10 protein-coding genes are annotated in these 12351 nt (G+C 33.2%); 7 read left to right on the top strand and 3 right to left on the bottom strand.

From position 1 onward, the window contains the following. Positions 1 to 177 precede the first annotated feature (177 nt). Positions 178 to 438 (top strand): HPr family phosphocarrier protein, encoded by a 261-nt coding sequence (locus CLAVI_RS02925; RefSeq protein ID WP_194844102.1) that lies wholly within the window; start codon positions 178 to 180, stop codon positions 436 to 438. Beyond that, entirely contained in the window at positions 438 to 2252 is a 1815-nt protein-coding gene (ptsP, locus tag CLAVI_RS02920; protein ID WP_194844101.1) for a phosphoenolpyruvate--protein phosphotransferase, read from the top strand. Before CLAVI_RS02925 ends, ptsP begins: the two co-directional genes overlap by 1 nt. On the opposite strand, the gene dnaX is transcribed toward ptsP, so the two are convergent. Further along, positions 2239 to 3642, bottom strand: a complete 1404-nt coding sequence (gene dnaX / locus CLAVI_RS02915; protein WP_194844100.1) for a DNA polymerase III subunit gamma/tau — start codon at positions 3640 to 3642, stop codon at positions 2239 to 2241. The two genes, ptsP and dnaX, sit on opposite strands and share 14 nt — an antisense overlap. Positions 3643 to 3979: 337 nt before the next feature. Here dnaX and CLAVI_RS02910 point away from each other — a divergent pair, with 337 nt between their 5' ends. Continuing rightward, the gene (locus CLAVI_RS02910; protein WP_194844099.1) at positions 3980 to 5977 is read left to right on the top strand and encodes an HDIG domain-containing metalloprotein; all 1998 of its coding nucleotides are present in this window, start codon (positions 3980 to 3982) and stop codon (positions 5975 to 5977) included. Positions 5978 to 6001: 24 nt separating this feature from the next. Here CLAVI_RS02910 and radA read toward each other — a convergent pair whose 3' ends face one another. After that, positions 6002 to 7366 (bottom strand): DNA repair protein RadA, encoded by a 1365-nt coding sequence (radA, locus tag CLAVI_RS02905; RefSeq protein WP_194844098.1) that lies wholly within the window; start codon positions 7364 to 7366, stop codon positions 6002 to 6004. Further along, complete coding sequence (rnc, locus tag CLAVI_RS02900) at positions 7350 to 8048, bottom strand: ribonuclease III (protein WP_194844097.1); 699 nt, start codon at positions 8046 to 8048, stop codon at positions 7350 to 7352. The genes radA and rnc overlap by 17 nt, the downstream gene beginning before the upstream one ends. A 182-nt stretch (positions 8049 to 8230) precedes the next feature. Here rnc and CLAVI_RS02895 point away from each other — a divergent pair, with 182 nt between their 5' ends. The 4 genes from CLAVI_RS02895 to accD all read left to right on the top strand — a co-directional run bounded on the left by CLAVI_RS02895 (position 8231) and on the right by accD (position 12351). Beyond that, entirely contained in the window at positions 8231 to 8725 is a 495-nt protein-coding gene (locus tag CLAVI_RS02895; protein WP_194844096.1) for a DUF5070 domain-containing protein, read from the top strand. A gap of 135 nt (positions 8726 to 8860) precedes the next feature. Then, positions 8861 to 10639 carry a phospho-sugar mutase gene (locus CLAVI_RS02890; RefSeq protein WP_194844095.1) on the top strand — a complete coding sequence of 593 codons (1779 nt, stop codon included), beginning with the start codon at positions 8861 to 8863 and terminating at the stop codon, positions 10637 to 10639. Positions 10640 to 10724: 85 nt separating this feature from the next. Next, positions 10725 to 11360: a superoxide dismutase gene (locus CLAVI_RS02885; RefSeq protein WP_194844094.1), complete on the top strand. Its 636-nt coding sequence runs from the start codon at positions 10725 to 10727 to the stop codon at positions 11358 to 11360. A 58-nt stretch (positions 11361 to 11418) separates the two neighbouring features. Then, positions 11419 to 12351 (top strand): acetyl-CoA carboxylase, carboxyltransferase subunit beta, encoded by a 933-nt coding sequence (accD, locus tag CLAVI_RS02880; RefSeq protein WP_194844093.1) that lies wholly within the window; start codon positions 11419 to 11421, stop codon positions 12349 to 12351.

Below are 12351 nucleotides of genomic sequence, written 5' to 3'. Positions count from 1 at the left end.
TTTTTGCTATTATTATAGGCAAAATCCTTTGAGGATAGTTTATCAGTATGCTTGATCAAGGAATTGAGCTTATTTATAGCTATCTACTCTTATCTTTAGAATGAGAAATTTTGATTTTATATCGTAAATAATTCAAAGAGGAAAGCGTGCGTGACTGAGAATATAGAAGAAAGTTACATGATAGAAGTAGAGGTAAAAAATCTCTGTGGATTACATGTTCGCCCTGCTAGCTTAATTGCACGTTTACTACAGAATAGCCATAGTGATATTGAATTTACATATGGGAAAGAAACGATTAATGCCAAAAGTATATTGGGCATTTTGATGTTAGGCGCACCAAAAAATGCCAAAATCATGGTTACCATAAAGGGAAGAGATGCAAAAGAAACGATGGAGCGTTTGGTAACAACATTTAATGACAAGTTTGGAGAAGAGTAATGATAGAAGCTCAAGATACTGAAAAAATAGTGCAAGAGCTTTGCTTTCAAGGTATACCAGTATGTCCAGGGGTGGCTATAGGGGAACTATTTTTATTAAATTCTACAATTCATACTAGTGAAATAAAAGAAGAAAAGGTTCCTTTTGAAAAGGTAGATCAAGAGGTTTCTCGTTATTACAAAGCTTTACAAGATTCCCAAAGTGATATCATTAGCTTAAAAAGTCAAACTGCAGCAGGTATTAAGGGAGAAATCGTTACCAAAATTCTAGAAGCACATCTAGACATTATGAAAGATCCTTTAATCACTCGTGATGTAGCGCATGCAATCCGTAAAGTAAAAAAAAATGCAGAATTTGTCTTTCAAAGTGTGATGGGAGAATTTGAACAAAAGTTCAAAAAATCAATTTCTAAACCATTTTTTATGGAAAGGCTTCAAGACATACAAGATGTTTCTCGGAGAATTATTAAAAATCTTCGCGCAAGAGATACAGAGCGTATGTCTAGTACCACATGTTCCTTTATTATTTTTGCTGATCAACTATTACCATCAGACACCATGGAAGCTGATCTTATGCATATTAAAGGTTTTGTTACTCGGGTTGGAGCGCATACATCTCACACAGCTATTATAGCAAGATCAGGAGGTATTCCTTATGTAGTAGGAATAGATCTTAATGAAATTAATGGTGCAGAGTTAAATAAGGCAACAGTAATCGTTGATGGCATGACTGGCCGTGTTATTTTTAATCCTACAGAATATACTGTTACACAGTATCGTCAAGAGCAGCAGATGTTGTTAAGAGAAAAGAATCATGAAGGATTACAGGCGCTATCTTATCAGGTTAAGCAAAGTGTTAGAAAGAAAGAAAATTTAATATCAATTTCTGCCAATCTTGATACCCCAGATGATCTAGGTAAATTACAAGCTTTTCATCCAAAGGTTTCTATTGGTTTATTTCGATCAGAATTTGTAGTGTTAAGTAATAGGCAATTTCCTTCTGAAGAAGAACAAACAGCGTTATACACACAAATGATTCGTAGTAGTCCAGATGCTCCTGTAATCAGATTATTTGATATTGGTGCAGATAAGGTTACTCCAGAGATTATCAATGAAGCTGAAATTAATCCAGCGCTGGGGTGTCGTGGAATTAGGTGGTTATTAAGACATGAAGATATTTTAGTCACACAATTAAAATCCTTATGGAGGGCTTCTGTATTTGGTAAAATTCAAGTATTATTGCCTATGATTACAGATGTTGAAGAAGTTAAGGTGGTTAAGCTCATAGTTAATATGGTGCATGATGATCTAGTGATGCAAGGATGTTGTTTAATTCGAGCAAATCTTTCGATAGGTTCTATGATTGAAGTACCTTCTGCTGTAATTACAGCAGAAGCGTTAGCACAAGAATGTGGGTTTCTTTCCTTAGGAACAAATGATTTAAGCCAGTATACATTAGCTTCAGATAGGGATAATGCAAGTGTAAGATGTTATCCATTGCATCCTGCTATTGTGCGTATGATTGCCTTAACTGTGGATGCTGCGAAAAAAGCTAATGTGCCATTATCTGTATGTGGTGAAGCTGCTGGAAGTCCTTTATTTCTTCCTTTATTGTTTGGGTTGGGGATTCGTAAGATTTCAGCATCATTAACAGCATTGCCAGGTTTATTTGTAGCAGCAGAACTGCTTGAAGTAGAAGCAACTGTTCTGTTAGCCCAAGAAGCATTAAAGCTATCATCATATGATGATTTAGAGGCCTTGTTAAGGCAGTATGCAACAGAAGCAAGAATAAAGAACAAATCTAAATCTTTTTAAGAATACCATTTAACTCTTTAGCTGCAAATTGCATTAAAGTATCGATGCGACTCATTTCTTTAATAGATGGCTTTTCTTTAGCACTTTCTTCCTTCTCAGAGGGTGTTGGCGCAGGATTAGGAATTGTCCTTTTTTCAACGATATTTAAATCTTCTTGAGATTCTATTTTTTCCTTTTCAACTGAAATATTAGAAGAAGATGATGTTTGTGAAGGATTGCAAGAAAGGGACTTTACTGATAATGAGGCTAATGTTTTTTCTAGATGTAACACTTTGTTCAGTAATTGGTTTAAATCAGGTCTGTTTCGAATACTTATAATATGAAGTAGAAGTGTTTCTATGAATGATTTCTCAAAAGAAGAAAGTTTTATTTTTTGAGCAGCCTCGCTTAGTATCTGTAATATGCGAAGTATTTCATCTTCTTTGTATTGAGGAGCAATTTTTTTATAATAATTTGGAGATAGGGATAGAGGGACTTTAACACCATTTCTGGTTAAGAGTAATGCTCTAAAATGATCAGACAGTTCTTCAATAAAGAAAATAGGATTAATGCCACAGGAAAAAACTGTTTGAGCAATTTTAAAAGCATAAGGAATTTTTTGAGATAAAATTGCTTCATCAAGATCAAAGAAAAGAGTTTCTTCTGGAAGGCTCAATGCTGTCCGTACTGTTTTTTGATCAATCTTTCCATTAGAAAAAGCTAATACTTGATCAAATAAAGATTCTGCGTTACGCATACTTCCTTCTGCTAATTTAGCTAATAAAAGCAATGCGTCTTTGTCATGATCTAATTGAGATTCTTTAGCAATGAAAGTCAGTTTTCCTGCAATTTTTTCTTCAGCAATTCGCTGTAAGCGAAGTTGCTGGCATCGGCTAAGGATAGTTTCAGGGATTTTATGAGGTTCTGTAGTAGCAAGAAAAAATTTTACATGAATAGGAGGGTCTTCTAATGTTTTTAATAAGGCATTAAAAGCTTCCTTAGTTAGCATGTGTACTTCATCAATAATATAAATTTTAAATCGAGTTTGAATAGGTGCAAAAGCGAGACTGTCATTGATCTGTCTAATATCTTCTACCCCTCTATGCGAAGCTCCATCTATTTCTAATACATCCATAGAACTAAATGCGGCAATTTCTTTACAGGAAGCACAAAGATTACAAGGTTCGCCTTTATGAGAATCTTGGCAATTTAATGCCTTTGCTAGTATTCGAGCTAAAGTTGTTTTCCCTGTTCCATGACAACCAGAGAATATGTAAGCATGAGAAGAAGAATTACTTAAAATAGCATTGGTTAAAATGCGTACAACGCTTTCCTGTCCAACAATATCAGCAAAACGCTGAGGGCGATAACGACGTGAAGAAGCAAGATATGATGAAGAATAGAGTGACATAGGTAGCTACCAAGCAAAGATGAGCTTTTCTGAATTATAGAATTGACCTATTTAATTGAGGAGAAGATTTTTATTTCTACTCAAAATTTATAAAAAGACTATTTCTTGGTTTGAGAAAAAAGATTGTAAAGCGATAAGATCTTTTACATGAATAATGTTTTTTTTAAAAGTAAGCGGAATCAATTTTTTTCCTTAAATAATTGTGCACATTTTTCAAAGAAAAATGGAAATGTAAATTTCTTATTTTTCATATTTTCTCTCGTTTTCTTCTCTGTTTTTTTTTGTTCAAACGCGGTTATGCTTTTTTCCTTCTCCTGAAATAGGTTCACGAGCAGAAATGCACTTTACTTCTCCTGTTGATTGTAAATTTGCAGAAGAAAATGCTGGGATACTTTGTGAGGAAAACCCATTAGCAAGCTTTGATGATGTTAAATTATTCAATAAGCATCAAGTAGATAATATTATATCAAACTTATGTCAAGATTGCTTTAATGGAATGCCAGAAGGAACTTTTTTTAATTGTTTTGCAGCTGAAGAGTATACTTTTTCTTTAATATGCATGAGTAATTTCTTATCTTTAGCTCGTTTTATAAATAGTTCTACAGCTAATTATATTAAGCACTTTTCTTTTGATAAACTTTCTTCTCATGCTATTCCTATTTTCTATATTAAGCATAAAAATGATCAAGCAGGATTGGTTACACGTTTTTGGCAATCAGCAGAGGCATATTTGGTAAAAGAGGGTGTTTTACCTGATTTATCTCGTCATATAGTAGATTTATTAAAGACTCAGAAATGGGAAGTTGAAACAGATCATTTATTAGTAGCATACTTTCAGGAAGCTAGTAAAAAAATTCTTTCAAAAGATGTTGTTGATGTTTTAACAGGAGATTTGATCATAAAAAAAGGAAGTGTGATTACTTCTAAAGATTTAGTCATGTTAAGGTTTATTAAACAGGCATATGTTAATCATTATAAATATAATAACATGGATACTGTGATACGTAGTATCTGTATATCATGTGTTTTATCTCTTATTATTGTAAGCATTATAAGGATGTTTTCTGGTCATCAACCATTCAAGAAACAGTTGTTGTGTGTTACTATTTTTATTATTTCTTTATTGTTTTCAAAAGGAATAGAAGCTTTGGTTGTTTTTACCAAATGTAAGGGTGTTTTTGGCTTGGTAGTACCCATAGTTGTACCTTTTGGTGCTTTATTGTTTTATCATTTTTTTAATAAACAAACAGCACTTGTTATGACTGGATGTCTTTCATTTTTATGTGGTTATACGTTTGATTCTTGGGATGGAGTAGTATTAATTGGTGTAAATTTTTTTGTTACTCTTGGTATTATGCTTATTATTGAAAAAATTTCTTTTTTTCTTATAGTCCCGTGTTTAGCAGTAGGTATATGGCTTTTATCTACTTTTTCAATTTATTTATTTGGTTTTTATGATTATGCACATTTAGGAAATGCTTTGTTAACAGACTGTTTAGTTGGAGTATTATCATCATTATTGACTGTAGCTTGCCTTATAGCATCAATGTCTATGTTAGAGGGAGTATTTAGATCTTTAACAGGGCACGCATTATTAAGTTTAATGGATAGAGATCACCAATTATTATCTCGTTTGATGCATGAGGCTCCAGGTACTTATCAGCATTCTTTATTAGTAGCTCAGTTAGCAGAAGAAGCCGCTTTTTCTATTGGATCTGATAGTATTTTATGTCGTGTAGCGTCTTATTATCATGATATAGGTAAGTTGATAGGTCCATCCTTATTTTTAGAAAATCATATAGCTTCATACCATGATGTACATGATTTATTAACGCCATTACAGTCTGTTAAAATTATTTTTGCTCATGTTTCTGAAGGGGTTAAGATAGCAAGGCAATACAAATTGCCGCAAGCAGTTATAGATGTTATTGAACAACATCATGGGACTTCAGTAGTCAGATTTTTCTATAATAAATATATGAAAGAGCAAGGAACAGAAAAAGATGCAGAACAATTTTTTCGTTATCCAGGGATAAAGCCTAAAAGTGCAGAATCTACAATTATTATGATTTCAGATGCTGTAGCAGGAGCTTTTCGGTCTTTAAGGGTAGTTAATCAAGAAAACATTATACAGTTGATAGATGATATTATCTTGGAAAGATTTCAAGATGGACAATTTTCTGAATCAACCCTTTCTTTTGATGAATTAAATTTAATAAAAATCTCATTAATGAAAACATTGTTGGCGATGCATCATGCACATGGAAAATATGCTGTTGTTGTTTTAGAGAAACAGCATCATTTTACTCAAAAATCTATTTCTATAAGGGCATAATAAAATTTATATCTATATCTATATTTATAGACAAAGACGAATAGCTTCTTCTACGCTATGAATTTCAGAAATAACGATTTGCTCTTTGATTTCATCAGTTAATTGAGAGGCATTATTAGCTGGAATAAATGCTTTCATAAAACCCATTGAAATAGCTTGTTTAAGACGATTGTTTAAACAAGCTATATGACGGATTTCACCACCTAAACCAACTTCACCACATGCAATGCAAGAAGGGTCAATCACATTGTTTGTTACTGAAGAGGCGATAGCTAAAATAACCCCAAGATCTGCTCCTGGTTCTGAAATTTTTAAACCTCCTGCAACAGATACAAAAACATCATTACGATAGAGAGAATAGCCAATACGTTTTTCCATGACAGCAAGTAATAAGGCTAAGCGATTAGAGTCAAAGCCAGTTGTCCTACGAGAAGGGGTGCTAAAAACACTTTCTGTGACTAATGCTTGTATTTCTACAAGAATGGCTTCAGAGCCTTCTAAAGCAGGAATAATGACTGAGCCAGAACAATTTTTACTGCGATTTTGTAGAAAAAGTCCAGAGGGATTAGAATTTTCCTTTAATCCATTATCTTTCATTTCAAAGACAGCTATTTCATTAGATGGTCCAAAACGGTTTTTGATGCTTCTAAGAATTCGATAGTGCATATTGCGGTCACCTTCAAAGTATAGAACAGTATCTACTAAATGTTCTAAAACACGAGGGCCTGCAATTTCTCCGCCTTTTGTAACATGTCCAATAACAAAAATGGTTGTAGAGGTATTTTTTGCTAAATGCATGAGGTCTGCGGCGCTTTCTCTTACTTGGGAAACAGAACCTGGAGAAGAAGTAACTGTAGGTTTATAAATGATTTGGATGGAATCAATGATAACAATAGATGGTTTTAAATTGGCTATGTGAAGTTTGATATGATCAAGATTGGTTTCAGAAAGAAGAAAAAGGCTAGAAGAGTTAATATTAAGACGTTTAGCTCTTAAGGAGGTTTGGTTAACAGACTCTTCTCCACAAACATAAAGAACTTTTAGGTTTGTTTGAGCTAAATTATCAGATACTTGGAGTAATAAGGTTGATTTGCCAATGCCAGGATCTCCTCCAATAAGGATAAAAGAGCCAGGAACAATTCCACCTCCCATCACTCGATTAAGTTCAGGCATTTGTAAAGAGATCCGAGCTGTTTTTTCAGGTAAAATATCGTTTACTGAATGTGGAAATGTTAAAGGCTTTGAATCAAGATAAAAAGAAGATGTGCTGCTGCCTTTATCTTCTGTAAGAGTATTCCATTCACCACATTCTTCACAGCGGCCTGCCCATTTTTTTTGTAAAGAGCCACAATCGTTGCAGGCCCATATTGTTTTAGTTTTTACTGTCATTATCCTGAATTGTTGAAAGTGCTTTTTCTGCAGCTTGTTTTTCTGCTTCCTTTTTAGAAAATCCTTTACCAGTGCCAAGTATCATGGAATCTATTTTGACAATGCCTTGAAATAATTTTCTATTATCTGAAGAGTCTTTTTCAGATATTTCATAAGTAGGAGTTTTTTTAAATTTTCTTTGCGTATATTCTTGTAAAAGTGATTTTGGGTTGACCATAGAATAAGAGGCGATCTCTTGAGGAGTAGGAAGAAATCTTATGACAAACTTTTTAGCAACATTACTTCCTCCATCAAGATACAATGCTGCAATGACAGCTTCAAAGAGATTTGCTCTAGCAGAGTGCTTACCTCTTTCATGGTTCAAGAGTTCTCCTTTTCCTAAAAGAAGATATTCTTGTAAGCCAGATAGTTCTAGGTATTTTCTGCAAAAAGAAGCATCAATAAGATAAGACCGTGTTTTAGAAAGATATCCTTCACTAGCACCAGGAAATTCATGATAAAGAAAATCTGTTAAAATCCATGATAAAATCGAATCTCCAAGAAATTCTAGACGTTCATTATGTCCTGGAGAAGAAGTTAAATGTTCATTATGAAAAGAAGGATGGATAAAGGCTTGTCGTAAAAGATTTTTATTTACAAAAGAATAGCCTAATTTTTTTTCAATAGAAGCAATGTCAAACATGAAATCCTAAAAGCGTGTAGGTTATGTTTTATTTAAAGAAGGGGTCAATCTGGTTATAAGCGATTTTTAACTTAAAAGTTTATTAAATTCAATTCTTATATATAAGCCCCCTTTATCCCGGACAAGAAAGCAACGTCTATGAAAGAATGAGTGCTTGATAAAAACCATAATTGTAGAGACCAATGAAATTAATTGTTAGTTTAGAACAAAAAAGATTTTTTAATCGTTATCTTTTGTTGGAAACAGAAGGAGTATTATCAGCTGTAGATTGTAATGCACTGCTGGATGCTATAAAAAGTTTTTTTGCTAAATATAAAACAGTAAATGATTCAGATGAAGATACAGTAATGAATTTGAATCGAGCAATTCCTTTTATTACTCAGCTTATTGCTCGCCGAGGACTAGGCTTGCTAATTGGTGATTTATTGAATAAAAAAAATCTTTGGATGGTTTTTTCTGGATTTTTTAGGTCACCAGAAGAAGTTAACGCTTATAGGCCTAATTATCCCTTTGAATGTGGATTACTAATTCGTCTTTTTCCTAAAAAAGAACAAGGAAATAGTTTTTTTTTTAAAGAACATATGTTGAATATTCCAGTAGATGAACCAGGTGTTTTTCTTGCTCTAATGTTTACCCATAGATTATTGAATGAAGATTTACATCCTCGGGTACTATAGTTATTTTTCTTTTCAGAGATCTTAAAAGTTGCCTCATTTTCCATTTATAGATAGAAAGCAAAGAGTGGGGGTGTTTTTCATTAATATTAGAAAATCATGCCATACAAAATGGAAGTGTTGATGAGGTGATACAAGATGCTGAATGATGACCATCTGCAAGATAATATAAATGAATGGCTTAAAAATTCTTCCTTACAAGAACAAAAAGAGATCGAAGATCTAAAGAAGAGAGATCCTCAAAAATTTCAGAATGCTTTTTCAAAAAAACTTACTTTTGGTACAGGTGGAATTCGAGGAAAAGTTGGCTTAGGAACAGCATTTATTAATGAAAAAACAATCCGAGCGGTAACAAAAGGCTTAGCTTTTTATATTAATAAACAGAGTTTGGCTGCTGGAATCTTCAAACAAGTATTAATAGGTTATGATTCACGTATAGATTCGCGTTTTTTTGCAGAAGAAACAGCAAAGGTGTTAGCAGCAGAAGGGATCAAGGTGTATCTTTTTGACCTTTTAAGGCCTGTTGTGGCTGTTTCTTTTGGGATAAAACATCTTAATTGTTGTGCAGGAGTAATGATTACAGCTTCTCATAACCCTGCTTCTGATAATGGTTATAAGGTTTATTGGAGTGATGGAGGGCAAGTTATTGCGCCACATGATCAGGAAATCATGAATGCTATTGCTCATTTAAAAGATCCATTTCTTGTTCGAGGTGTAGATTCTCTTAATCACCCTCTTATTAAAGAGATAGGTGAAGAGGTAGATCAAGCTTATGAAGAGAAGGTTTCAGGAATTTTATTTCATCCAGATGATAACTTTCGTTATGGGAAAGACTTAGCTATTATTTATAGCAATTTACATGGAGCAGGTATCTCTTGGGTTCCACATTTGTTATCTACATTCGGATTTGATCAATTATCGTTTGTAGAGGAGCAAAGAGCTCTAAATGGAAATTTTCCAGGCCTTAAAGCTCCTAATCCTGAAGAAGAGCAAGCATTGCGTCCTGGATTAGAACAAATGCAAAAAGATAAAGCAGATATATTTTTAATAACAGATCCAGATTGTGATCGTATTGGTGTGGCAGTCATTAATAAAGGAGCTGCATTTTCTTTTACTGGAAATCAAATGGCTTGCATGTTGACTGAGTATATATGTCGACATTTACATCATAGAAATCTTTTAAGTAAAGATTCAAAATTTGTAAAAACTATTGTAACTACAGAGATTCTTAAGAGAATAGTTTCTTTTTATGGAGCTGATTTATCTGAAGTAGTTACAGGCTTTAAATACATAGGAGAAAAAATCTCTTCTTGGGAATCCACAACCTCAAAATTTATTTTTGGTTGTGAAGAGTCTTATGGATATTTATTTGGGACTCATGCCCGAGATAAGGATGCTGTTGTTACAGCTGCTCTTATTTGTGAAATGACATTACAACTCAAATTACAAGGATCTTCTTTAACTGATTTCCTCATGGCTATTTATAGCTTACATGGATTAATGAAAGAAAAAACTATAGCTATTGAGCTCTTAGATGAAGATAAAATTGACACAATTGCTCTGTTACTTAAAGAGTTAAGAGAAGATCTAGATAAAGGGGATACAGCTAAGGGAATTTCTATATTGCAGGCTGAAGATTATAAGACAGGGACTCAATATAATTATGCTCTAGGTTCAGTTCAAAAAAAAAATATAGATGGATTTCCTTGTTCAGATGTTATACGTCTTTTTACTAAAGATGGGTCTAAAATAGTTATTAGGCCTTCAGGTACAGAGCCAAAGATAAAGCTTTATGTTGAGCTTTATGATTCTTCTATCAAAGGAGCTACTACTGAGGAAGTTTTTCAAGCATTTATCTCAGGAGATGATGAAATTGATGCTATGATTCAACATATAAGAGCATTATGGCGATTATAGAAAAAGGTAGGTTTTTGAGATTTTTTAAGTTTCATTTCTTTATGATGCTAAAACCATGTTATTGATTAAATAAAACGGAGGTCTTATGGAAAACAAACCTTATACTCTACCAAATTTATCTTATGAGTATGACGCTTTAGAGCCTGTGATTTCTACAGAAATTATGAAATTACATCATCAAAAACATCATAATACTTATATTACTAACTTTAATGCGGCTTTATTAGCTTTTAATGAAGCAAATAAGAATGAAAATGTAGAAAAAATGATGTCTTTGATTCCTTTATTATCTTTTAATGGAGGTGGTCATGCTAATCATACTTTCTTTTGGAAATGTTTAACTCCAGCTTCTTCTCCTGAAGCGATTCCTTTAGAAGATAGTTTTGTTATGAAAGCCATTACAGAAAAATGGGGAAATTATACTAATTTTCAAGAAGAGTTTCAAAAAAAAGCTTTGTCTGTGCAAGGATCAGGATGGTGTTGGCTGGTGCTAGATGTAAAAAAAGCATCATTAGTTCTTCTTACTACTGCTAACCAAGAAACTGTAGAAGCAAAAGATGCATTGATTCCTCTTTTTGGCGTTGATGTATGGGAGCATGCTTATTATTTACAATATAAGAATGTAAGAGCAGATTATTTAAAGGCTATTTGGAATATTACAAATTGGAACTTTATAGATAATAATTACAAAGAAGCTTTAAGTATAGTGAAAGGCAATTAGAAAAATATATATTTTTTATTTATTTTTCTTCATCATAATTTTTTATTAATAGAGTTTTATGCGTTTTTTTTCTCATGACAAGCCTAAAATAAAGGTTCAAACTACTAAGGCGGATGGTTTTAGTGGTTGGTTGAAGTGTACTCATTGTTGTGATATGATTCATGTTAGTGAGTTAGCTCAAAATTTTAATTGTTGTCCTCGGTGTGATTATCATTATCGTCTTGCAGCTAGAGAGAGGGTAGCCAGTATTGCAGATGAAGGTTCATGGCAAGAGTTATTTTCAGATTTACGTTCAGTAGATACTTTAGAATTCAATGACACACAATCTTATAAAGATCGATTAGCAAAGGCTTCTATAGCTACAGAAAACACAGAAGGTATAGTAACAGGATTTTGTACAATTGAAAGAATGCCTAGTGCATTAGCTGTGATGGATTTTAACTTTATGGCTGGTTCAATGGGTTCAGTAGTGGGAGAAAAATTAACAGCGTTAACAGAAAAAGCGACAGAAAATTTCATGCCATTAGTGATAGTTTCAGCTTCTGGTGGAGCGCGTATGCAAGAGTCCATTTTTTCTCTTATGCAAATGGCTAAAACATCAGCAGCATTGGCTTATCATCATGAAGCTGGATTACCATATATTTCTGTTCTAACAAATCCAACTTCTGGGGGTGTTACAGCTTCTTTTGCTTCTCTTGGAGATATTATCATAGCAGAACCTAATGCTTTGATCTGTTTTGCAGGCCCACGGGTAGTTGCTCAAGTCGTTGGAGAAGATCTGCCTCCAGGTGCACAAAAGTCTGAATTTTTATTAGAAAGAGGTATGATTGACTGTATTGTTAAGAGGCCTTTATTGAAAGAATCTTTAGTCAAATTTATCTCATTTTTAACTGAAAATGATCGCTCTCGTTTTAAGAATTCTAAAGAAGAACCTGAGGTTTTAAACGACAAGATTAAAGCATTTTTTTTATTGACAGATGACAATGAATGA

This window comes from Candidatus Clavichlamydia salmonicola, assembly GCF_015356765.1.
Taxonomy (GTDB): domain Bacteria; phylum Chlamydiota; class Chlamydiia; order Chlamydiales; family Chlamydiaceae; genus Clavichlamydia; species Clavichlamydia salmonicola.
Note: the sequence above shows the minus strand (reverse complement) of the source record. Positions and strands in the feature narration are given on the sequence as shown.

Coding starts and splice junctions, on each gene's coding strand:
- CLAVI_RS02925 (WP_194844102.1), top strand. CDS start 178: ATGATAGAAGTAGAGGTAAAAAATCTCTGTGGATTACATGTTCGCCCT.
- ptsP (WP_194844101.1), top strand. CDS start 438: ATGATAGAAGCTCAAGATACTGAAAAAATAGTGCAAGAGCTTTGCTTT.
- dnaX (WP_194844100.1), bottom strand. CDS start 3,642: ATGTCACTCTATTCTTCATCATATCTTGCTTCTTCACGTCGTTATCGC.
- CLAVI_RS02910 (WP_194844099.1), top strand. CDS start 3,980: ATGCACTTTACTTCTCCTGTTGATTGTAAATTTGCAGAAGAAAATGCT.
- radA (WP_194844098.1), bottom strand. CDS start 7,366: ATGACAGTAAAAACTAAAACAATATGGGCCTGCAACGATTGTGGCTCT.
- rnc (WP_194844097.1), bottom strand. CDS start 8,048: ATGTTTGACATTGCTTCTATTGAAAAAAAATTAGGCTATTCTTTTGTA.
- CLAVI_RS02895 (WP_194844096.1), top strand. CDS start 8,231: ATGAAATTAATTGTTAGTTTAGAACAAAAAAGATTTTTTAATCGTTAT.
- CLAVI_RS02890 (WP_194844095.1), top strand. CDS start 8,861: ATGCTGAATGATGACCATCTGCAAGATAATATAAATGAATGGCTTAAA.
- CLAVI_RS02885 (WP_194844094.1), top strand. CDS start 10,725: ATGGAAAACAAACCTTATACTCTACCAAATTTATCTTATGAGTATGAC.
- accD (WP_194844093.1), top strand. CDS start 11,419: ATGCGTTTTTTTTCTCATGACAAGCCTAAAATAAAGGTTCAAACTACT.